Here is a 22010-nt window from a genome sequence, read left to right as displayed (position 1 = left end):
CCCGCTGTTGTCGGATGACACGGGTAGGAGATGGACGACCATGGCCTCGCAGATTCCCCTGTCGGAAGACAGCAGCGCGATCGATCCGGCGCTCGACGCGCTGCGCAGCGACCATACGCACGAGATCGCACCCGACCTCGCCTATCGGCGGCTCGGCATCGTCAATGTGGTGTTCTGGGGTCCGCCGGGCGCCGGCGACCGCGAATGGGTGCTGATCGATGCCGGGCTGATGGGCACCAAGGGTTTCATCCGCAGCGCTGCGGCGGAGCGGTTCGGCCGCGACTCCCGCCCCGCCGCCATCGTCATGACCCACGGCCATTTCGACCATGTCGGCGTGCTGGAGGATCTGGCGGAGGAGTGGGATGCCCCGGTCTACGCCCACCCGCTGGAACACCCCTATCTGAACGGTCAGGCCGCCTACCCGCCCGGTGACCCGTCCGTCGGCGGCGGAGCGATGGCGGCGCTGGCACGCTTTTACCCGCGAAAGCCGGTGGATGTCGGATCGCGCCTGCGCGCATTGCCGGAGGACGGGTCGGTGCCGGTCATGCCGGGCTGGCGCTGGGTCCACACGCCGGGGCACAGCGTCGGCCATGTCTCCTTCTGGCGGGAGCGCGACCGCTCGATGATCGTCGGCGACGCCTTCGTCACCACGGGGCAGGAATCGGCCTACGCGGTCGCCGTGCAGCGGGCGGAGATGCACGGCCCACCGATGTATTTCACTGTTGAATGGGACAAGGCGCGGGAATCCGTCGCCCGCCTTGCAGCACTGGAACCGGAACTGGTGATCACCGGCCACGGCGAACCGATGCAGGGGGCGGAAATGCGCGCCGCGCTGCACCGGTTGGCGAAGGAGTTCGACAGCATCGCGATTCCACGCCAGGGCATCTATCTGGAAAAGCCGGCACGGGCGGAGGATGGGACCGCCTATTGCGGACCGGAAGGGTGAGTTTATGTGCTTGGAATAAAGACACCAGGGCACACTGCCCCGGCTTTCGCGTGATGAGCCGCGGCAGGTGCCCAGGGGCCAAGTGGACGACTATCCGATCCGGAGCGCCGGTCTTTGCCTCAGGCGTATTGCGCAACGCCATTGCCGAGCGACCAGTTCTCTTTCGCCACTTCGACGATGTTGACGAACACGTCCTGCGGCCGAATGCCGGGGTCTTCGCCGAGCAGTTCCACGATCCGCGCGAACAAAGCCTTTTTCTGTTCCACAGTGCGGGTATTGTTCGCCGTGATCTGGATGTATACGAGGTCATCTCCTCGTGATACGCCAAGATAAGATGAGCTGTAGCGGAAATTCACTGCATCATGCTCGGTGATGGTCATGAACTGATCGTCTTCCGGCACGTTGAAGGTTTCGTGCATCGCGCGGTAAAGGCCGTCGAAGATTGCCTGCCGGTAGGCCTCAGACTTTCCAGCGCGCAGGGAGATGTGAACGAGCGGCATCGTATTTCCTTTCGATGATGTCGTCGTTCAAAATAGCCGTGGCGCAGTCATTTCCATATGCTATGATTTCTTATATATAAGATAACGGTTAGAAATGATTGACCAACCTCTCGACCTCGATGCGGTTCGGGCCTTCGTGCGCATCGCCGAACTGGAGAGCTTTACGCGCGCGGCCGAAGCCATGCGGACGACGCAAGCGGCGGTCAGCCTGAAGCTGAAACGTCTCGAGGACAGACTGGGGTGCCGCCTGTTCGAGCGGACGCCACGGTATGTACAGTTGTCGCCACGCGGCGCAGCCTTTCTCGATCACGCTCGTGACCTGCTGGAGGCGCATGATCGCGCGCTCGCCTCGCTGAGTGAGAGGCGCCAGCGCATCGCCATCGGCATCAGCGACCATGTGGCGGGGCCGGAGCTTCCCGCCCTGATCGCCCGGATGAACGCGCAGGATCCGCAGTTGGTGATCGAAATCCGGATCGGATCGTCCGGGGACCTGCTGCAGAGCTTCGACCGACGGGAACTCGACAGCGTCATCGTCCGCCTGCATGCAGGGCGCAACGACGGCCAACTCCTCACCGAAGAACAGTTCGGCTGGTTCGCGGCGCCAAGCTGGCAGCATCGGGCGGACGAACCTCTGCCAATCGCAACCATGGCCGAGCCTTGCGGGGTGCGGGCGTTGGCCGGGCAGCTTCTCGACACGGCCGGAGTCCCTTGGACGGAGATTTTCGTCGGCGGCGGCGTGACCGCGGTGGCGGCGGCCGTCACGGCCGGGCTCGGCGTCGCGGCATTGTCCCCGCGCATGGTGCCGTTCGGTGCCGTCGACGTCGGTCCCAGACTAGGGCTTCCGACCCTGCCACGGCTGCCCGTGGTCTTGCATACCAGGGTGAAGGATGGACGACCGCGCGAGGCGCTCGCCGGACTGGCGGCCGCGTTCAGGAGTGCGGTGCGAGGCTGATGCTCCCAAGCAAAAACCCCCGCCGGATCGCTCCGGCGGGGGTTTTCGTCAGTGACCGCTGTGTCCGGCTATCAGGCCGGGATGGCGACCTTCTCCGCGACTTCCTGGAAAGCCGGAATCTGGTCGAAGTTCATGTAGCGGTAGACGTCGGCAGCGGCCTTGTTCACCACGCCGACCTGGGCCAGATACTCCTCGTTGGTCGGGATCTTGCCCAGCAGCGCCGCGACGGCGGCAAGTTCGGCCGACGACAGGTAGACGCGGGTGTCGATGCCCAGACGGTTCGGGAAGTTGCGGGTCGAGGTCGAGATGGCGGTCGAGCCCTTGCGGATCTGCGCCTGGTTGCCCATGCACAGGCTGCAGCCCGGCATCTCCATGCGCGCACCGGCCTTGCCGAGGGTGGCGTAATAGCCTTCCTCGGTCAGCATCATCGCGTCCATCTTCGTCGGCGGGGCGATCCACAGGCGGGTCGGGATGTCCGACTTGCCGTTCAGAATCTTACCGGCGGCGCGGAAGTGGCCGATGTTGGTCATGCAGGAGCCGATGAACACCTCGTCGATCTTGTCGCCGGCGACCTCGGACAGCGTCTTCACGTCGTCCGGATCGTTCGGGCAGGCCAGGATCGGCTCCTTGATGTCGGCCAGATCGATCTCAATCACCGCGGCATACTCGGCGTCGGCGTCGGGCTTCAGCAGCTGCGGATCGGCGATCCACGCCTCCATCGCCTTGATGCGGCGCTCCAGGGTGCGCGCGTCGGCGTACCCGTTGGCGATCATCCACTTCATCAGCGTGATGTTGGAGGTCATGTACTCGATGATCGGCTCTTTGCTGAGCTGCACGGTGCAGCCCGCCGCAGACCGCTCGGCCGAGGCATCGGACAGTTCGAAGGCCTGCTCGACCTTCAGTTCCGGCAGACCCTCGATCTCCAGGATGCGGCCGGAGAAAATGTTCTTCTTGCCCTTCTTCTCGACCGTCAGCAGGCCGGCCTTGATCGCGTAGAGCGGGATGGCGTTGACGAGGTCACGCAGTGTGACGCCCGGCTGCATTTCGCCCTTGAAGCGGACCAGGACCGATTCCGGCATGTCCAGCGGCATGACGCCGGTGGCGGCGGCGAAGGCGACCAGACCGGAACCGGCCGGGAAGCTGATGCCGATCGGGAAGCGGGTGTGGCTGTCGCCGCCGGTGCCCACCGTGTCCGGCAGCAGCAGGCGGTTCAGCCAGGAGTGGATGACGCCGTCGCCCGGACGCAGCGCGACGCCGCCGCGGGTGGAGATGAAGTCCGGCAGCTCGTGGTGCATCTTCACGTCCACCAGCTTCGGATAAGCGGCGGTGTGGCAGAAGGACTGCATCACGAGGTCGGCCGAGAAGCCCAGGCAGGCCAGATCCTTCAGCTCGTCGCGGGTCATCGGGCCGGTGGTGTCCTGCGACCCCACCGTGGTCATCTTCGGCTCGCAATAGGTGCCCGGACGGACGCCCTTGCCTTCCGGCAGACCGCAGGCGCGGCCGACCATCTTCTGGGCCAGCGTGAAGCCCTTGCCGGTGTCGGCCGGGGATGCCGACTGGCGGAACAGGGTCGACGGCGCGAGGCCCAGCGCCTCGCGGGCGCGGGCGGTCAGGCCGCGGCCGATGATCAGCGGGATGCGGCCGCCGGCACGCACCTCGTCGAAGATCACCTCGGACTTCACGGTGAACTCGGCGATGACCTCGCCGTTCTTCAGGGCCTTGCCCTCATAGGGGCGCAGCTCGATGACGTCGCCCATCTCCATCTTGTTGACGTCCAACTCGATGGGCAGGGCGCCGGCGTCTTCCATCGTGTTGTAGAAGATCGGGGCGATCTTGGTGCCGAGGCAGACGCCGCCGAAGCGCTTGTTCGGGACGAACGGAATGTCCTCGCCCGTGAACCACAGCACCGAGTTGGTGGCGGACTTGCGCGAGGAACCGGTGCCGACCACGTCGCCGACATAGGCGATCAGGTTGCCCTTCTTCTTCAGCTCTTCCAGCTGCTTGGTCGGGCCGCGCTGGCCCGGCTCGTCGGCCTCGATGCCCGGACGCGGGTTCTTCAGCATGGCGAGCGCGTGCAGCGGGATGTCCGGGCGGCTCCAGGCATCCGGGGCCGGCGACAGGTCGTCGGTGTTGGTCTCGCCCGACACCTTGAAGACCGTCAGCGTCATCGACGCCGGGACTTCCGGACGCGAGGTGAACCACTCCGCATCGGCCCAGGACTGCAGCACCGCCTTGGCGTTGGCGTTGCCCTTGTCGGCCAGTTCCTTGACGTCATGGAAGAAGTCGAAGACCAGCAGGGTCTTCTTCAGGCCCTCCGCGGCGGCGGCGCCGCATTCGGCATCCGACAGCAGGTCGATCAGCGGCTGCACGTTGAAGCCGCCGAGCATGGTGCCCAGCAGTTCGGTGGCCTTGACCTTGGAGATCAGCGGCGAGCTGTCATTGTCCTTGGCGACGGCGGCCAGGAAGCCGGCCTTGACGCGGGCGGCGTCATCGACGCCAGCGGGAACGCGGTGGGTGATGAGGTCGAGGAGGAACGCCTCCTCGCCAGCCGGCGGGGCCTTCAGCAGGTCGATCAGCTCCGACGTCTGCTTCGCGGTGAGGGGCAGGGCCGGGATTCCGAGGGCGGCGCGTTCGGCCGCGTGCTGGCGGTAGGCTTCGAGCACGGCAGGGTTCCTCATAAATGAAAGGCCGGCCCTTGGATGGGAACCGTGAGACGGCCCGCTTGAACTCAGGTCGGGTTTATATGCCCGCTTAAATGAAAGTGCAAGGGGGCGCCCCGCTTACGTGAAGCGGACAGGACGAAATGGCCTCTGCTTCTGCACTGGTATTACCGGTGCTTGGTATGACCACTTCTTTGCCCCGGCTTTATTTCAGCGCGGTTGCCTGCTCCGGCGTCAGGACGACGATGCCGTCCTCGTCGGCGAACAGGATGTCGCCCGGCTGGATGACCGCGCCCGGCAACTCCACCGCCACATCGACCAGCCCCTGGTCGCGCCGGGTCGAGGCGCGCGGAATCGACGCCAGCGCCTTGATGCCCAGCGGCAGGGTCGCCAGCTCGGCCACATCGCGGACGCAGCCCCAGATCACCACGCCGGCCCAGCTGTTCTTGACCGCGGAGGCGGCGATCATGTCGCCCATCAGGGCGCAACGCAGGCTGCCGGCGCCGTCCACCACCAGGACACGGCCGACACCGGGGGTCGCCAGCAGTTCCTTGACGCGGGAATTGTCCTCCAGGCACTTGACGGTGACGACCTCGCCGCTGAAGCGGGTGACGGCGCCGAAGTCGCGGAAGCCCGGCAGGACATAGCGGGCGGCATCCTTGAAGCGGTCGAACAGGTCGCAGGTGGGGACGAAATTCTGGCCGGTGGACATGGCTTGCGGCTCCGCAGCGTCGACGTTGCAGGGATTTCTCCCTCCACCTCTTGCGCCAAAGGCGAGCGGGAGGCAAGACCCGCAATCGGCCGCTGCCGGCGGCCGGCGTTCATGCCGCAGGAGGCTTGCCGAACGTGCAATCGTCGGACCGGCGACGCGCCCCCATATTCGGACAAGTGCCCCCGTTTTTCGGGCAAGTGCAAAGAGAAAGAACGGTACCCCGTATGAAAACGCCGAAAATACCGGCCGCGTCGGCCGGCGCACTGACCCTGATGCTTGCCGCCTGCGGGTCCATCGCTCCGCCGCCGGTCGCCACCCCCGACCCCGCCGTGCTGGCCGCGCTGGACCGCAACGCCTCCAACAGCTGCAACCCGTCGGTGGCGTCCGTCCTGACCGGTGCCCGCATCCCGGCCTCGGACATCCGTGGGCTCAGCTACGGCATCTACCGTGACGAGTTCCGCGACATCATCGTCCGCTGGGATGCCTGGGTGTACCTGAACAGCCAGCCGGGCGCGGTGGTGGTTACGGTCGACGAGGACTGCCGGCCGATCCAGATCTATGCCCGTGGGGGAGCGAAACTGCCGGGCGGACGCTGAATGCCTGCCCCGAGGCCGCATTTCCGTGGCCGCCTCGCCCACCGGCAGGCGGCTCCACGGGGATGGCTTCGGTCTGCATACCATCGCCGGCGAATCTCTGACCTGTCTTAACTTTGGCACGCCGATATTTAGTGACCCTGGATTTCGCAACCCCGGAGCTATCGCTTCTAATTATAAGTTTTATTTACGGAACTTCTTCATATAATCATATGTTTTATTTAAGATGGCCGAATTTCACCTTGACGCGTGAATTCGATGTGAGCTAATCATAATCCCATATTCCGTTTGTGGTCATGCTGACCACCACCGCCTGCGCTCCGCATCGCCTCGATCCGCTCGTCGGCCGATCTTCGTCGATGGCCGCAGGCCTCCCGCGACGACGGCTTGCGCCCCGGTGTCGTGATGCGGCCGGAGCAGGCGGCGGAACGGGACCGGCCAGTCGGAAAATGGAGCCACGTCAGGGGGAAACATGACGGAGCAGGGATCGACGCGCGCGGTCGGAATGGCCGCGATCTTCGTGGCTGCCATCTTGTTCGGTGCCGCAGGCGCGGCGGCGAAGGTGCTGTTCGTCTCCGACATGTCGCCACTGGACCTGACGGCGATCCGCAGCTTCGTGGCCTGCGCCGTCCTGGGGCCGATCATGATCCTCCTGCCGGGCCGGCCGTTCCACGTCCCGCCTGCTGCCCGGCGGATGACGGTGGCGGCGGGCGTCATGTTCGTCGTCGTGAACGCCACCTTCTATCTGGCGATCGACATGATGAACGTCGCGGCGGCCATCACGCTGGAATACACATCGCCCTTCTTCGTCCTGGTACTCGGCGCGCTCCTCGGCACCCGGCGCATCGGCCTGCGCGACTGCGCGATCGTCACGCTCAGCCTTGTCGGCTGCTTCCTCCTGACGGGGGGCGGCGGCGAGTGGGTCAGGCTTTCCGCCGGGCTGGCCGTCGGACTCGCCTGCGGGTTCGCCTTCGCCGTCTTCAACATGATCGGCAACGCCTGCAAGTCGCGGGGTATCGGCGCCACGACGCTGACCTTCTGGAATTTCGCAATTTCCTCGCTGATCTGGGCCGCCGCCCTGCCCTTCCTCGGGGTGCACAGGCTGGAACCGACTGCGGAGATGATGGCCTATATCGGGTTCATCGCGGTGGTCGCCACCATTCTTCCCTATTGGCTGCTCCTGTTCGGCCTGCGCCATGTCGATGCGCTGCCGGCGACTGTGATCGGGTTGCTCGACCCGCTGGCGGCCGGTCTCATGGCTTATGTCCTGCTGGGAGACACGCTGACCCCCGCCAACATGGTGGGCATCGCGCTCGTCTCCCTCTCCGTCATCTTCGTGACGCTTTCGGAACGGCAGACGAACTGCGCGCCGGCCAAGTCGCCCCGCGGCCTTGCCGAAGGCGTCCCTCAGCTGGAGGCAAACAATGGTTGATCGGGAACCAGCGTTCCCAACGCCGCCGGGTTGATGCTCTGGAACGTCGCCGACGCGGTGTTCGAGATTGCGCGCAGCGCCGACCATGCCAGCCTGGACATCGTCGAGGTCAGCCCTCCGCTGGACGCCGGCGGGATCACCGCCCAATCCGCGGCCCATCTGGTGATGAATTTCCTGGCCGGAAGGGCGGCCCGCCTCCGGCAGGGCTGATCCGGTCGCCTATCTCTCCGTCGCCTTTTCCGACACATGGGCATCCACGGCGCGGTCGTGTCGCTTGAGACGCTCCTGCAACGTGTCGCCCATGCGCAGGGCCACGGCGATCGACAGGATGTCGCCCAGCACCAGATGCGCGATGCGGACGGTCATGGGAGAGTGGATGTCGAAGTCGTCGGCGATGTCGGCCACGAGGCTGACCGTGGCCATCTCCGCCAGCGGCGTGCCGGAGCGGGTCAGGGCGATCACGTCGGCGCCGGCCTTGCGGGCGTTCTGAACGGCGTCCAGGATGTCCCGGGTCCGGCCGGTGCTGGACACCGCGACCACCGCATCGCCCTGCGTCAGCGTAAGGGCGGACGCGAAATAGATGTGGGAATCGGTGTAGGCGACGGTGGGGATGCCCAGCCGGAAGAACTTGCGCTGGATGTCCTCCGCCACCGTGCCGGAATTGCCGGACCCGTAGAACTCGATCCGGCGCGAAGTCGCCAGCACGTCGGCGGCGCGGTCCACCGCATCGGCCGGCAGGTTGTTGCGCACCTGCATCAGCGTGGCGATGGTCCGGTCGAACAGCTTGCCGGCCAGCACCGCCCCCGGCACTCCGCCATCCGCATTCAGTTCTCCATCCACCGACAGGTCCTGATGCAGGAAGGGCATGCCGCCGGCGATATCCTGCGCCAGCTTGATCTTGAACTCACGGAAGCCTCGGCATCCCAGCGCCGAGCAGAAACGCGCCACCGTCGGTTCGCTGACCCCCACCCGCTCCGCCAGTTCGGCCATGGACAGGTTGATCACGTCGCCCGGATGGGCCATCGCATAGTCGGCCAGCTTGCGTTCGGAGGGGCGGATCTGGTCGCGGACCGCCGCGATTCTCGCCAGCATCTGGGGTGTCTCCCTTCTGATTGTGCGTCAGCCTAGCACATGTAGCAAAGCTACATATACAGCGCTGCGAACGACCGAATCCATCGCACACCGGTTAGCCAGTTTCCAAGGATTTCCAATCTGCTGCGCCCTGCCCTGCGACAAAATGTCGAGCCTGCGCGCCTTGTTCGGAGGCCCGCCAGGGAGTATGTAGTAAAACTACAGGGCGGGACACAACGGTGTCGGTATCCGGGGTTTGAAGGCCGGATTGACGCGATGGCCCCCGCCCTGAAAATATGACGTGTATCAACGATTCCGGCGCCCGATGCGCCTATGGTTTCAATCGCTCCGCTTGCTCGCGGGCCCCACACGACCGCCGACACGGCCCCTGACCGCGCCGACGTCTATAGCTCTAAGGAGACATCATGGACACCCTGCTGATGGACGGACTTGCCCAGGCCCCGGAGCAGCAGTCCGCCGCCGACCCCTGGCGCGGTTTCGCCCCGGGCGTCTGGCGCCGATCGGTCGACGTCCGCGATTTCATCCAGCGCAACCTGCAGCCCTATGAAGGGGACGCGGGCTTCGTCGCCGGTCCCACCGCCCGCACCACCGCGCTGTTCGCCAAGGTCACCGACCTGCTGAAGCAGGAACGCGCCGCGAAGGGCGGCGTTCTGGATGCCGACACCGAAATCTTCGCCTCGATCACCTCGCACGACGCCGGCTATATCGACCGCGAGCTGGAAGTGATCGTCGGCCTGCAGACCGACAAGCCGCTGAAGCGCGCGATCATGCCGTTCGGCGGCTGGCGCATGGTCAAGACCGGCCTGGAGGCCTACGGCTACACCCCGTCGCCGAAGCTGGAGGAAGTGTTCCCGTCCTTGCGCAAGACGCACAATGACGGCGTGTTCGACGTTTACACGCCCGAGATGCTGCGCTGCCGCAAGTCGGGCGTCATCACCGGCCTGCCGGATGCCTACGGCCGCGGCCGCATCATCGGCGACTATCGCCGGCTGGCGCTGTACGGCGCCGATTTCCTGATCAAGGACAAGAAGGCCCAGCTGGCCTCGCTGGAAGTCAGCCGCATCGATGAGGACGTGCTGCGCCTGCGCGAGGAGATCTCCGAGCAGATCCGCGCGCTGAAGGAGCTGGTCCAGATGGCCGCCTCCTACGGCTTCGACGTCAAGCGGCCGGCCGCGACGGCGCGCGAGGCGGTTCAGTGGACCTATCTGGCCTATCTGGCGGCGGTCAAGGAAGCCAACGGCGCGGCCATGTCGCTGGGCCGCGTGTCCAGCTTCCTCGACATCTATATCGACCGCGACCTGCGCGACGGCGTCATCACCGAGGCCGAGGCCCAGGAGATGATCGACCACTTCGTCATGAAGCTGCGCCTCGTCCGCTTCCTGCGCACGCCCGAATACGACCAGCTGTTCTCGGGCGACCCGACCTGGGTGACGGAATGCCTGGGCGGCATGGGGCTGGACGGCCGGACGCTGGTCAGCAAGACCAACTTCCGCATGCTGCAGACCCTGCACAACCTGGGCCCGGCGCCGGAGCCGAACCTGACGGTGCTGTGGTCGGAGAAGCTGCCGGAAGGCTTCAAGCGTTTCTGCGCCGACACCTCGATCAGGACCTGCTCGGTCCAGTACGAGAACGACGACCTGATGCGCGGCTATTGGGGCGACGACTACGGCATCGCCTGCTGCGTGTCCGCGATGCGCATCGGCAAGCAGATGCAGTTCTTCGGCGCCCGCGCCAATCTGGCCAAGACGTTGATGTACGCCATCAACGGCGGCAAGGACGAGGTTTCGGGCGAGCAGGTCGGCCCGGCCTTCGCCCCGATCACCGGCGACGTGCTGGACTATGACGAGGTCATGGCCCGCTTCGAGCCGATGATGGAGTGGCTGGCCAAGGTCTATATGAACGCGCTCAACGCCATCCACTACATGCACGACAAGTACATGTACGAGCGGATGGAGATGGCCCTGCACGACCGCGACATCCTGCGCACGATGGCCTGCGGCATCGCCGGCCTCAGCGTGGTGGCGGACAGCCTGTCGGCGATCAAGCATGCCAAGGTGAAGGTCATCCGCGACGAGAACGGTCTCGCCACCGATTTCGAGATCGAGGGCGACTATCCGGCCTTCGGCAACAACGACGCCCGCGTCGACGACATCGCGATCTGGGCGGTCGAGCGCTTCATGACGGCCCTGCGCAAGCAGAAGCCCTACCGGAACGCGTTGCCGACCCAGTCGGTGCTGACGATCACCTCCAACGTGGTCTACGGCAAGAAGACCGGCAACACGCCGGACGGCCGCAAGGCCGGCCAGCCCTTCGCGCCGGGTGCCAACCCGATGCACGGGCGGGACAAGAAGGGTGCGGTCGCGTCGATGGCCAGTGTCGCCAAGCTGCCCTACGCCCATGCGCAGGACGGCATCAGCTACACCTTCACCATCGTCCCCGGCGCGCTCGGCCGGACGGAAGACGAGCGCGTGGACAATCTGGTCGGCATGCTGGACGGCTATGCTTCCCAAGGCGGCCACCACATCAACGTCAACGTCTTCGACCGCGAGACGCTGCTGCACGCCATGGACCATCCGGAGCTGTATCCGCAGCTGACCATCCGGGTGTCCGGCTATGCGGTGAACTTCATCAAGCTGACGCGCGAGCAGCAGCTCGACGTCATCAGCCGCACGTTCCACGACAAGCACTGAGGGACATCCCCTCCTGCCTTAAGCGAAAATCCCCTCTCCCCCCCGCTCACGCGCAAACTTCGTTTGCGCTGACGCGACAGGCGGACCTCCGGTCCGCCGAAAGCGGGGAGAGGGTTAGGGTGAGGGGGAAGCGTGGCGGCCCTTTTACCGAGAATCCACCCGGTGCATCCCCCTCACCCCGACCCTCTCCCCGGGGGAGGGAGAGGGGGCTTTATCCGCATGTCCCGTGACTTACATGCGTGGGGCGCAGAGTTTTCAAATTGGATCCCTGAAGTATGACACAGCCCATTCTCCAAGCCCGCCCCGGCTCCGTCTCAGGATGGATCCACTCGGTCGAAACCGGCGGCACGGTGGATGGGCCGGGGATCCGTTATGTACTGTTCATGTCGGGCTGTCCGCTTCGCTGCCTCTACTGCCACAATCCCGACACCCAGCACATGCATGACGGGACGCGGACGTCCTCCGCCGAGGTGCTGGACGACATCAAGCTCTATGCCGAATTCCTGAAGCGGGCCCATGGCGGGCTTACGCTGAGCGGCGGAGAGCCGCTGGTGCAGCCGGAATTCACCGCCGCGATCCTGCGCGGGGCGAAAGCGATGGGTATGCACACCGCGCTCGACACCTCCGGCTTCCTCGGCAACCACGCCGACGACCATCTGCTTGAGGACGTTGACCTCGTCCTTCTCGACATCAAGGCCTTTTCCGAAAAGACCTACCGCCATCTGACCGGCGTTCCGCTGCGCCCGACGCTGGAGTTCGCCGAACGGCTGGCCGGGCTGAACAAGCGCATTTGGCTGCGCTATGTGCTGGTCCCGAACCTGACCGACGACGCGGCCGAGATCGACGGGCTGGCCGATTTCGTGGCCGGGCTCGGCGTCGTCGACCGGGTCGACGTGCTGCCCTTCCATAAGATGGGCGAGCACAAATGGAAGGCGCTCGGCCGCAAATACATGCTGACCGACACCGAACCGCCCTCGCGCGAGTTGGTGGAGCGGGTGCGCGGGCAGTTCCAGGCGCGGGGGCTGCGGGCCGACTGATCCCGCCAGCCCCCTTTGACGCTCAGGCCGGGCGGATCGCCTGCGCGAAGGTGAAGAGCATGGCCGGATCGACCGCCTTCTTCACCTGGGCCAGCTTGGCGAGGTTCTCGCCGTAATAGGCCCGCTGCCAATCGGCCAGCGACGGGTCGGGGAAGTTCTGGAAGGCGCCGGCCGCCCTGGTGCGGCGGTTGACGTCGTCGTAGAAGCGCTGCTGCCACTCCAGCGCCTGCTCGATCAGCAGGGCCGAATCCGTCGGCCGCCACCAGTTGGCCTCGATCGAGAACAGCCAGTCATAGCCGCGGTGGACATAGGCGGTCTCGGTCGGGCCGACCCGGTTGATGGCGCCGCCGACCTGGAAGAACTTGAAGGCCACCGGCATTGAGGTGGCGGGCATCCTCCCCGCCCAGTCGAACATCGCGGCGATGGCCTCGTCGCCGATCTCCGCCGCCTTCATGTAGCTGGACTTTTCCTGGTAGTAATAGGGGAAGGTCGTCTCGACCAGGAAGTCCTGTGCCGCCCAATAGGGTACGTCCTCCATCACCGTCGACTTGGACCAGTCGATCCACTCCCACGTGGATTTGAAGATCTCCTTCAGCGTCATCTTCGATTTGTGGAGCTGGCCGAGGATGGAGACGCTGACCGGCACCTTGTCGCACTGCTCCTGCCGGCTGGGAATGGTGACGTTGATCTTGCTGCCGAAATCGTCGGGCGCGGCCGTCAGTTCGGTCAGCAGAAGCTTCAGCACCTTCGGCAGCTTGTCGGTCCAGGTCAGGTTGAAGACCGTCACCGCCTCCGCCGGCCGGGTTTCCAGGGTGAAGGAGGTGTTGATGCCGAAATTGCCACCGCCGCCGCCGCGGCAGGCCCAATAGAGGGCGGAGTCGGTATTTGCATCGGCGTTGACGTGGCTGCCGTCGGCGGTCACCAGCTCCGTCGCGCGCAGCAGGTCGGAGGCCATGCCGTACTTGCGCATGTTGAAGCCGATGCCGCCGCCCAGCAGGAAGCCGGCGGCACCGACCGAATCGCAGCGCCCATGGGTGATGGTGCGGCCCAGCCGTTCCATCTGCTTGTAGACGGCGGAGTTGAGCGTGCCGCCCAGGACCTTGACCAGCCCGTCCTTGCCCGGCAGCAGTTCCGCCCCCGCCATCTTGGTCATGTCGATCAGCAGGCCGGGCGTGGTGGAGAAGCCGGCGTAGCTGTGGCCGCCGGAGCGCACGGCGAAAGGCATGGCCTGCTGCTTCACCCACTGGACGCAGGCCTGGACATCCTCCGGCCGCGAGCACCGGGCGATACCGGCCGGCAATGTGGCACCGTAGCGCAGGTTGTTGGGCCGGCAGACGTCGGCGAAGAACGGATCCTCCGGCCGCAGCACCCCGCCCTTCACCGCCTTCGCCAAGTCGGACCAGGCCGAGGGCGGCGGGCAGTACGCCCCACCCGCCTCCGCCGCGAAGGCGGAACCCGGCATCAGCCGAACCGCGGCGGCGGCGCCGGCGAAACGGCCGGCCCCGACAAGGAAGTTGCGGCGGGATGAGTGCAGTCCGAGCGCCATGAGCCAATCCACCCTGTTTTGCGGGTTGTGTTTAAGGTTGCTTATTATCCTAATGATAACAAGCAGCGTCAACCACACCCGCAGACAGGCATAGAAAAGACTCTCTCGCCTCTTGCAGTATGGGGCGTTCCCCGGCCTCCTACCCCTTCCCCACCGGCCGGGTGCTGCCGCGGATCACCAGCTCGCATTCGAGGTTGTGGTGCTGGGGCGCAGTGCGCGCTCCATCCAGTGCCGCGAGAATTTGCGTCGCGCTGAGGCGGCCGATTTCGCGCTGGGGCGGGCGGACGGTCGTCAGCGGCGGCGGGCAGGAGTTGCTGAAGGGCAGATCGCCGAAGCCGACCACCGCCAGATCGTCCGGGACCCGCAGGTCGCGGCGGGTCACCTCGAACAGAACGCCCAGCGCCAGCGCGTCGTTGGAGCAGACCACGCCGTCGATGTCAGGGTGGCGCGTCAGGATCTCGTCGATCAACCAGCGGCCGACCTCCGTCGTGGCGGCATCGGGCACGGTGAAGTCGATGGGGTCGTGCAGGCCCCGCCGCATCACCTCCGCCTCATAGCCGTCGGTGCGGCTGCGCACGCGCAGGTCCTGATGGGCGGCGGCGCCGATATAGGCGACCTTGCGGCTGCCCTGGTCGTAGAGGTGGCTGGTCTGCATGCGGCCGACCTCGAAATGCGAGAAGCCGACGCTGATGCCGATGGCCTCGCCGGGATGGCTGGGCATGTCCCACATCTCCACCACCGGCACCCCGCAGGACGCCAGCATGGCGCGGGTCCGCTCGGTGTGGTGGAAGCCGGTCACCACCATCGCCGCCGGCGACCAGGCGAGGAAGGCGCGGATCAGGCTCTCCTCCTCCTCCGGGCTGAACTCGCTGACGCCCAGCAGGGTCTGGTAATGCGCCGCCTGGAACATGCCCTGCAGCGTGTTGTAGGTCTCGGCGAAGAAGGAATTGAGGATGGAGGGCAGGATGACGCCGACGGTGCGGCTGCGCGCCGCGGCGAGGCTGCCGGCAACCAGATTGGGCACATAGCCCATCTCGTCGATGACGCGGGCGATGCGCTCGGCGAGATGGCGGGACACCGCCCCCGGACGGCGGAGATAGAGCGACACGGTGCTGGGCGACACGTCGGCGGCGTTCGCCACGTCGGTCATGGTCACCCGTTGGGTGCCGCGGCGTGTCCGCTTCCTCGATTCGGTCGTCTGCATCGTCGGTCTTCCTCACGCATCGTAAATCGCCGCCCGTCAGTGGCGGGTCGGCAGGTCTGCGAGAGCCAGCACGGACAGGGATTGGATCGCGTCATGGACGAGCTGATAGGCCGCTTCGATCCGGCAGAGCGCCTGATCGCATTCGTCCTCGTCGCCGCTGTCGCGGGTTTCCTGCCGGACGGCACGGAACAGGGTCAGCGCCTGCCGTCCGATCGTCCTGTGGCTCGCCCACAGGCCGCAATCTTCCTGCAGAGCCAGGGGGATATGCAACAGGCGATGGCGAAGCACCGCCGCGTCGAGCTCCAACTCGGCAATGCGAAGGGTCAAGGTCGGTGTCATCGAAGCCGTGCCTTGCGGGGCGCAACCAAACGGCCACGCCCCGCTCTGCAATCATGCGAGCCGGATCAGCCGGCAACCAGATCGGCCATGGCGGCCTTCATGCCTTTCGCCTCGATCGCGGCGAGACTGTCGGCGACGCGGGCGGCCAGGCCGGGGATGGCGGTCAGGTCTTCCTTCCACAGCCGGACATCCGACAGGATCGCGACCACCAGCGCCCGCAAATCATTGGCATTGGCCGCCCAGGCGGCGCGCATGGTGGCGATCACCTCGGCATTGTCGCTGATCGGGTAGGATCCCGCCTCGCGCTCGCCAGTGTAGGCGCCGTTGATGACGGAGCCGCGGTAGAAGCGCAGCAGCGCCGCCAGCGAGAAGGACAGGCCGGCCGGAGCCTGCCCGTTGCGGGCGACCGCGTCCTTCAGGCTGGGCAGCACGCGCACTTGCCACTTCGACACCGAGTTGAGCGTGATGGAGATCAGCTCGTGCCGGATATAGGGGTTGCCGAAGCGCTCCATGATGGTGCGGGCATAGTCCTGCCGTTCCGCCTCGGGCAGCGGCACGTAGGGAACGATCTCCTCGAACATCACCTTGTTCAGATAGGCCGACACGGTGGGGTCGTCCATCATCGACTTGACGGTGTCCAGCCCGGCGCAATAGGCGGCCAGCGCGCTGGAGGTGTGAGCGCCGTTCAGGATGCGGACCTTGCGGGTGCGGTAGGGCTGCAGGTCGTTGGTCCAGACCACGTTCAGGCCGGCCTTGTGCAGCGGCAACTCCTCGGCCAGATGGGCCGGTCCCTCGATCACCCAGACATGGAAAGGCTCGGCGGCGACGGCCAGCCGGTCCTCATATCCCCACTTGGCGCTGAGCGCAGCGGCCTCGTCCTTCGGATAGCCGGGGACGATGCGGTCGACCAGCGTGTTCAGGAAATGGTTGTGCGTCTCCACCCAGTCGGCGAAGCCCGCCTCCAGCCCCCAGCGCTTGGCATGGGCCAGCACGATGCGCTTCAGGTTGGCGCCGTTGGCCTCGATCAGCTCGCAGGGCAGGAAGACGAGGCCGCTGTCGGCGCTGCCGCCCAGCGCCTTGTAGCGGGCATGCAGCAGAGCCGCGACCTTGGCCGGGAAGCTGTCCTGGCAGGTGCCGGGGGTGTAGGGCTCCTCGCGGTCGGCGATGCCGGCCTCGGTCGTGTTGGAGACGAAGAAGCGCAGAGCCGGCGAGGAGGCCAGCTCCACCATCCGCGCCCAGTCGGCATAGGGGTTCAGCGCTTCGGACACGCAGGAGACGACGCGGCGGGATTCGACCTCGCGCCCGCCCTCAATGCCGCGCAGCAGCACCGTATAGAGGTTGTCCTGCGCCTTCAGCAGGTTGGCGATGCCCTGGTCCAGCGGCTGGGCGATGGCGACACCGGCTTTGGTCAGCCCCTGGCCGTTGGCGACATCGACCATCCAATCGACGAAACCGCGCAGGAAATTGCCGTCACCCACCTGGAGGATGGTCACGGGCAGGGTCGGCGCGCCGCCGGTATGGGCGACGTCGAACGCGCCGCCGGCAAGCTGGTCACGGGTCAGGGAACGCATGACTGGGCATCCTTACAGGAGCAGAAAGGCTGGGCCGGCGCCATCGGGACAGGCACGGGCGATGGGTTCAATATACTAATATATTAATCTCGGGCGCAAGGGGAAAAGGGTGCGGCAATTGTGGTTGGGAGGTATTGCGGGACTGCCCCCTCCCCATCCCTCCCCCGCGTTCCGCGGGAGAGGGGGTAGGACGCTTGTCAGAGTGCAGTGGTTGCCAAAGCGACGACAGTCCCCTCTCCCGCGATCGGACCGGCCTTTGGCCGGCCGAGTGCGGAGGAGGGTTAGGGAGGGGGCGTCCGCAGCAACTACTCCTTGAACCCGGCCATATGCTCGAACAGGTGGCGCTTGCGGCGGATCTCCGCCTCGGCCTCGTCCAGCAGGGCGTGGTAGCGCTCGGGGTTGCTGCGTTCCACCGCGCTGAAGCGGGACTCGCCCGCCATGAACGCGGCGAGGCCGGCGGAGGGGGCGCCGCTGTCCAACTGCAGGGCGGTCTTGCCGTCGGCAAGCCGGCGCGGATCGCGGCGGTAGAGCGACCAGTGGCCGCTGTCCACCGCCAGCTTCTGATGCTCCAGCCCGTGCGAAAGTTCGAAGCCATGGGCGACGCAATGGCTGTAGGCGAGGACCAGCGACGGGCCGCGGTAGGCCTCCGCCTCCATCAGGGCGTTCAGCGTGTGGCTGTCGCGGGCACCGAAGGCGGTGCGGGCGACATAGACATGATCGTAGGCCATGGCCATCAGCCCCAGATCCTTCTTGGCGGCGGACCGGCCAGCGGTGGCGAACTTGGCGGAGGCGCCGATCGGCGTCGCCTTCGACTGCTGGCCACCGGTGTTGGAATAGACCTCCGTGTCCATCACCAGGATGTTGACGTCGCGCCCGGACGCCAGCGCATGGTCGAGCCCGCCATAGCCGATGTCGTAGGCCCAGCCGTCGCCGCCGACGATCCACACGGATTTGCGGACCAGATAGTCGGCCAACTGCTCCAGCCGGCGGGCCAGCGGGTCCTTCACCGCGGCAAGCTGCCCCGTCAGGGCGGCGACGCGGCCGCGCTGGGCGGCGATGCCGGCCGAGTCGGACTGGTCGGCTTGCAGCAGTTCCGTCACCAGACCGGGCTCCAGTTGGGCGGACAGAAGCGCCAGGGTATCGCGCGCCTGTTCGGCCATCTGGTCGATGGCGACGCGCAGGCCGAGCCCGAACTCCGCATTGTCCTCGAACAGCGAGTTGGCCCAGGCCGGACCGTGGCCGGTGGCGTCGGTGGTGTAGGGGGTGGTCGGCAGGTTGCCGCCGTAGATCGACGAGCAGCCGGTGGCGTTCGCCATCACCATGCGGTCGCCGAACAGCTGGGTCAGCATCTTGATATAGGGCGTCTCGCCGCAGCCGGCGCAGGCGCCGGAGAACTCGAACAGCGGTTCCAGCAGCTGGGTGTGCTTGACGGTGGCCGGCACCGACTCGCGCGGGATGGCCGGCAGGCTGCGGAAGAAATCGAAGGCCTCCTGCTCGCCGGCCAACGCCTGGATCGGCCGCATTTCCAGCGCCTTGCGGCCGGACCCGCCCTTCTCATGGGCCTTGTCATGCGCCGGGCAGGCGGCGACGCAGAGCGTGCAGCCGGTGCAGTCGGCGGGCGACGCCTGCAGGCGATAGCGCCCGCCGGGAAACTCGCGGCCCTTGTAGGGGATGGTCTCGAAGCCGGCCGGCGCGTCGGCCAGCGCCGACTCCGGAACCACCGTGGCGCGGATGGCCGCGTGCGGGCAGACCAGCACGCATTTGTTGCATTCGATGCAGAGATCGGCGTTCCAGCCCGGCGCCTCCGCCGCGATGCTGCGGCGTTCATATTTGGAGGTGCCGGTCGGCCAGGTGCCGTCCACCGGGAAGGCGGACACCGGCAGCCGGTCGCCATGGCCGGCGATCATCATGGCGGTGACGCGCTTGACGAAATCGGGCGCCGTCTCCGGCACCGGGGCCGGCCGGTCATGGTCGGCGGTGACGTGATCGGGCACCGGCACGGCGCGGAGATGGGCGAGCGCCTGATCGACGGCGGCGATGTTGCGCCTCACCACCTCCTCTCCGCGGCGGGAGTAGGTCTTTACGATGGCGGCCTTGATGCCGGCGATGGCGTCCTCGACCGGCATTACGCCCGACAGGGCGAAGAAACAGGTCTGCATGATGGTGTTGACGCGGCGGCCGAGCCCGACCTCGCGCGCGACCGCGCCGGCGTCGATGGCATGGAGCGACAGCTTGCGCTCGATGCAGATGCGCTGCACCTCCGCCGGCAGTGCGTCCCACACCTGTTGCGGCGTGCCGGGGGCGTTCAGCAGGATGGTGGCGCCGGGGGCGGCCATCTCCACCACCTCCACCCGCTCCATCAGCGGCAGATGGTGGCAGGCGACGAATTCCGCCTGACCGATCAGGTAGGGCGCATGGATCGGCTCCCTCGCGAATCGCAGATGCGACACGGTGGTTGAACCGGACTTGCGGCTGTCATAGACGAAATAGGCCTGGGCGTGGCCGCCGGTTCCGGATTTGGCGGTGCGGGCCTGGATGATCTTGATCGAGTTCTTGTTGGCGCCCACCGTGCCGTCGGCACCGAGCCCGAAGAAGACCGCGCGGGAAACGCCCGGCTCCTCCATGCCCCAGGCCGGATCCCAGGGGATCGACCGGTGGGTGACATCGTCGGTGATGCCGACGGTGAAGCGGCGCTTCGGACGCTCCCGCTTCAGCTCGTCGAACACGGCCTTCGCCATCGCCGGGGTGAACTCCTTCGACGACAGACCGTAGCGGCCGGCGATCACCATGGGCTCGGCAAGCGCCGGATCGGCGGCGCGGGCTTCCGCCAGCGCGGCGACCACGTCGAGATAGAGCGGGTCGGCGACGGCGCCCGGCTCCTTGGTGCGGTCGAGCACGGCGATCCGCCGGACGGTTGGCGGCAGGGCCGAAACGAAGTCGGCGATGGCGAAGGGGCGGAACAGGCGGACGGTCAGGCAGCCGACCCGCTCCCCCTCCGCCACGAGTCGCCGGACCGCGCCGGCGCAGGTCTCGGCACCGGAGCCCATGACCACCACCACCCGCTCCGCCTGCGGATGGCCGGCATAGTCGAACAGGCGATAGGCGCGGCCGGTGCGCGCCGCCAGCTGGTCCATCATCTCCTGCACGATGGCCGGGCAGGCGTCGTAATAGGGATTGGCGGCCTCGCGCGCCTGGAAGAAGACGTCCGGATTCTGCGCGGTGCCGCGGACGACGGGATGGTCCGGCGTCAGGCCGCGGCGGCGGTGGGCATCGACGCAGGCGTCATCGACCAGAGCGCGCAGATCCTCGTCAGACAGGGTCTCGACGCAGTTGAATTCGTGCGAAGTGCGGAAGCCGTCGAAGAAATGCAGGAAGGGCACCCGCGCCCGCAAGGTCGCGGCATGGGCGACCAGCGCCATGTCATGCGCCTCCTGCACGTTGGCCGAGGCCAGCATGGCAAAGCCGGTCTGGCGGCAGGCCATCACGTCGGAATGGTCGCCGAAGATCGACAGCGCATGGGTCGCCAGCGTGCGGGCCGCCACATGCATGCAGAAGGGCGTCAGTTCCCCGGCGATCTTGTACATGTTGGGGATCATCAGCAGCAGGCCCTGCGACGCGGTGAAGGTCGTCGCCAGCGCGCCGGCCTGCAGAGCGCCATGGACGGCACCGGCCGCACCGCCCTCCGACTGCATCTCCACCACGTCGGGGACGCTGCCCCACAGGTTGGGACGGCGCGCCGCCGACCATTCGTCGGCAAACTCCCCCATCGGCGAGGACGGCGTGATGGGGTAGATCGCGATCACGTCGCTGGCGCGGTAGGCCACCGATGCAGCCGCCTCGTTGCCGTCCATGATTCGGGCGGAAGACGGCGCGGAGCGCGATGCGGCCCGGGTGGATGCGGCCTCAGTGGATGCTGTGGGCGTCGGGGTGTTGGTCATGCCGGAAAAGTCCTCTTGCGTGGCGACGGTCGTCTCCGTGGGGCGTCTTTGACGGACAAGGCCGGCGGTGGCGGAAGCCGGCGGAAAACGCTGCAAGAAACGGCGGTCGACCGGGGAAAAGGGTCTGCTTCCCGATGGGTCGACGCAATGACACGTGTCAGTCCGCAGCGGATTTTCCGCCCGCCGCCGCTCTGCGCTGCACAACGGTCTGATATATTACTTTTGCAAGGAAGGTCTCAATTTGTCGCACCGCAACATGCGCCGCCGCCCAGGCGTGTCATGGGGAATCCCCGGTGCAGGTACGCGAAGCCGGCGGTCCGCGTGGATGTCCAGCGCGCACAGCCCATTGATCCAGATCATTTATCGCTGCCGGCTGCCATGGCCTCCTACATGCGGATGCGGAAGGCCGACCGTTCTTTCGCAGAAATCCGAACCGAAAGACCAGCCTCTCAACCCCTGGAAAAGTTGCGTTGCAGCAAAGAAAAGGCCGCCGGCACCGGTCCTGATTACGCTGCGACTGCGAAGAGATCAGCGCGCCGCAACATTGGCCTGCGACATTTTCGCTAAGGCCGAAGCAGGGCCCGGAAAACCACTTGATGCCTTCACTGATATATTAATATAACGCCTTCAACGCTGCTTCCGCCCTCTTGAAATCATGCGGAAGCGCACCCGTCGCCCGGCACCGAACACCCGCTGGCATGGCATCCCGGCCAAGGAAAGCCGCCCAGGGCCTGTACGTGCGCACCGGCGCCTGCCGAAGCAGGCTTGTGAGGAAAGAATGAAGAAGATCCGTGGTTT

The 22010-nt window shown here is 66.4% G+C and carries 15 protein-coding genes and 1 pseudogene; 7 read left to right on the top strand and 9 right to left on the bottom strand.

Annotation, left to right across the window (positions count from 1 at the left end; translation table 11 throughout):
- Positions 1–40: 40 nt before the first annotated feature.
- Positions 41–946: an MBL fold metallo-hydrolase gene (locus VD964_RS18250; protein ID WP_324869935.1), complete on the top strand. Its 906-nt coding sequence runs from the start codon at positions 41–43 to the stop codon at positions 944–946.
- Positions 947–1065: 119 nt separating this feature from the next.
- Here the strand turns inward: VD964_RS18250 and VD964_RS18245 are convergent, their stop codons facing one another.
- Entirely contained in the window at positions 1066–1446 is a 381-nt protein-coding gene (locus VD964_RS18245) for a tautomerase family protein (protein WP_324869934.1), read from the bottom strand.
- 94 nt (positions 1447–1540) lie between these two features.
- Between VD964_RS18245 and VD964_RS18240 the strand changes: the two genes are divergently transcribed.
- Positions 1541–2398, top strand: coding sequence for a LysR family transcriptional regulator (locus VD964_RS18240; protein ID WP_324869933.1), 858 nt, complete (start codon positions 1541–1543; stop codon positions 2396–2398).
- A 71-nt stretch (positions 2399–2469) separates the two neighbouring features.
- On the opposite strand, the gene acnB is transcribed toward VD964_RS18240, so the two are convergent.
- Both acnB and rraA read right to left on the bottom strand, forming a co-directional pair.
- The gene (gene acnB / locus VD964_RS18235) at positions 2470–5061 is read right to left on the bottom strand and encodes a bifunctional aconitate hydratase 2/2-methylisocitrate dehydratase (RefSeq protein ID WP_324869932.1); all 2592 of its coding nucleotides are present in this window, start codon (positions 5059–5061) and stop codon (positions 2470–2472) included.
- A gap of 202 nt (positions 5062–5263) precedes the next feature.
- Positions 5264–5770 carry a ribonuclease E activity regulator RraA gene (gene rraA / locus VD964_RS18230; protein WP_324869931.1) on the bottom strand — a complete coding sequence of 169 codons (507 nt, stop codon included), beginning with the start codon at positions 5768–5770 and terminating at the stop codon, positions 5264–5266.
- A 224-nt stretch (positions 5771–5994) separates the two neighbouring features.
- Here rraA and VD964_RS18225 point away from each other — a divergent pair, with 224 nt between their 5' ends.
- From VD964_RS18225 to VD964_RS18215, 3 genes and pseudogenes are all read left to right on the top strand, one after another.
- Positions 5995–6366: a hypothetical protein gene (locus VD964_RS18225; RefSeq protein WP_324869929.1), complete on the top strand. Its 372-nt coding sequence runs from the start codon at positions 5995–5997 to the stop codon at positions 6364–6366.
- A 469-nt stretch (positions 6367–6835) separates the two neighbouring features.
- Complete coding sequence (locus tag VD964_RS18220; RefSeq protein WP_324869927.1) at positions 6836–7795, top strand: DMT family transporter; 960 nt, start codon at positions 6836–6838, stop codon at positions 7793–7795.
- 15 nt (positions 7796–7810) lie between these two features.
- Positions 7811–8005, top strand: a pseudogene (locus VD964_RS18215) (arginase family protein); the annotation flags it as partial.
- A gap of 9 nt (positions 8006–8014) precedes the next feature.
- Here the strand turns inward: VD964_RS18215 and VD964_RS18210 are convergent.
- Complete coding sequence (locus tag VD964_RS18210; protein WP_324869926.1) at positions 8015–8887, bottom strand: MurR/RpiR family transcriptional regulator; 873 nt, start codon at positions 8885–8887, stop codon at positions 8015–8017.
- A gap of 419 nt (positions 8888–9306) precedes the next feature.
- Here VD964_RS18210 and pflB point away from each other — a divergent pair, with 419 nt between their 5' ends.
- Positions 9307–11577, top strand: a complete 2271-nt coding sequence (gene pflB / locus VD964_RS18205) for a formate C-acetyltransferase (RefSeq protein ID WP_414637200.1) — start codon at positions 9307–9309, stop codon at positions 11575–11577.
- 275 nt (positions 11578–11852) lie between these two features.
- A complete protein-coding gene (gene pflA, locus VD964_RS18200; RefSeq protein WP_324869923.1) occupies positions 11853–12614 on the top strand; it encodes a pyruvate formate-lyase-activating protein in 762 nt (253 codons plus the stop codon).
- A 22-nt stretch (positions 12615–12636) separates the two neighbouring features.
- Here pflA and VD964_RS18195 read toward each other — a convergent pair whose 3' ends face one another.
- The 5 genes from VD964_RS18195 to nifJ form a co-directional block, all read right to left on the bottom strand.
- On the bottom strand, positions 12637–14160 hold the full coding sequence (locus VD964_RS18195) for an FAD-binding oxidoreductase (protein ID WP_324869922.1): 1524 nt from the start codon (positions 14158–14160) through the stop codon (positions 12637–12639).
- Positions 14161–14299: 139 nt separating this feature from the next.
- On the bottom strand, positions 14300–15364 hold the full coding sequence (locus VD964_RS18190; protein ID WP_324869921.1) for a LacI family DNA-binding transcriptional regulator: 1065 nt from the start codon (positions 15362–15364) through the stop codon (positions 14300–14302).
- Positions 15365–15400: 36 nt separating this feature from the next.
- On the bottom strand, positions 15401–15691 hold the full coding sequence (locus VD964_RS18185; RefSeq protein WP_324869920.1) for a hypothetical protein: 291 nt from the start codon (positions 15689–15691) through the stop codon (positions 15401–15403).
- A 77-nt stretch (positions 15692–15768) separates the two neighbouring features.
- Positions 15769–17274 (bottom strand): tagaturonate reductase, encoded by a 1506-nt coding sequence (locus tag VD964_RS18180; RefSeq protein WP_324869919.1) that lies wholly within the window; start codon positions 17272–17274, stop codon positions 15769–15771.
- 305 nt (positions 17275–17579) lie between these two features.
- Positions 17580–21125, bottom strand: a complete 3546-nt coding sequence (nifJ, locus tag VD964_RS18175; protein WP_324869979.1) for a pyruvate:ferredoxin (flavodoxin) oxidoreductase — start codon at positions 21123–21125, stop codon at positions 17580–17582.
- Positions 21126–22010: the final 885 nt, after the last annotated feature.

This window comes from Azospirillum sp., assembly GCF_035628975.1.
Classification (GTDB): Bacteria; Pseudomonadota; Alphaproteobacteria; order Azospirillales; family Azospirillaceae; genus Azospirillum.
Note: the sequence above shows the minus strand (reverse complement) of the source record. Positions and strands in the feature narration are given on the sequence as shown.

Bases quoted from the DNA above. Each gene is read 5' to 3' on its own strand.
- VD964_RS18250 (WP_324869935.1), top strand. From the start codon at position 41: ATGGCCTCGCAGATTCCCCTGTCGGAAGACAGCAGCGCGATCGATCCG.
- VD964_RS18245 (WP_324869934.1), bottom strand. From the start codon at position 1,446: ATGCCGCTCGTTCACATCTCCCTGCGCGCTGGAAAGTCTGAGGCCTAC.
- VD964_RS18240 (WP_324869933.1), top strand. From the start codon at position 1,541: ATGATTGACCAACCTCTCGACCTCGATGCGGTTCGGGCCTTCGTGCGC.
- rraA (WP_324869931.1), bottom strand. From the start codon at position 5,770: ATGTCCACCGGCCAGAATTTCGTCCCCACCTGCGACCTGTTCGACCGC.
- VD964_RS18225 (WP_324869929.1), top strand. From the start codon at position 5,995: ATGAAAACGCCGAAAATACCGGCCGCGTCGGCCGGCGCACTGACCCTG.
- VD964_RS18220 (WP_324869927.1), top strand. From the start codon at position 6,836: ATGACGGAGCAGGGATCGACGCGCGCGGTCGGAATGGCCGCGATCTTC.
- VD964_RS18210 (WP_324869926.1), bottom strand. From the start codon at position 8,887: ATGCTGGCGAGAATCGCGGCGGTCCGCGACCAGATCCGCCCCTCCGAA.
- pflB (WP_414637200.1), top strand. From the start codon at position 9,307: ATGGACGGACTTGCCCAGGCCCCGGAGCAGCAGTCCGCCGCCGACCCC.
- pflA (WP_324869923.1), top strand. From the start codon at position 11,853: ATGACACAGCCCATTCTCCAAGCCCGCCCCGGCTCCGTCTCAGGATGG.
- VD964_RS18195 (WP_324869922.1), bottom strand. From the start codon at position 14,160: ATGGCGCTCGGACTGCACTCATCCCGCCGCAACTTCCTTGTCGGGGCC.
- VD964_RS18190 (WP_324869921.1), bottom strand. From the start codon at position 15,364: ATGCAGACGACCGAATCGAGGAAGCGGACACGCCGCGGCACCCAACGG.
- VD964_RS18180 (WP_324869919.1), bottom strand. From the start codon at position 17,274: ATGCGTTCCCTGACCCGTGACCAGCTTGCCGGCGGCGCGTTCGACGTC.
- nifJ (WP_324869979.1), bottom strand. From the start codon at position 21,125: ATGGACGGCAACGAGGCGGCTGCATCGGTGGCCTACCGCGCCAGCGAC.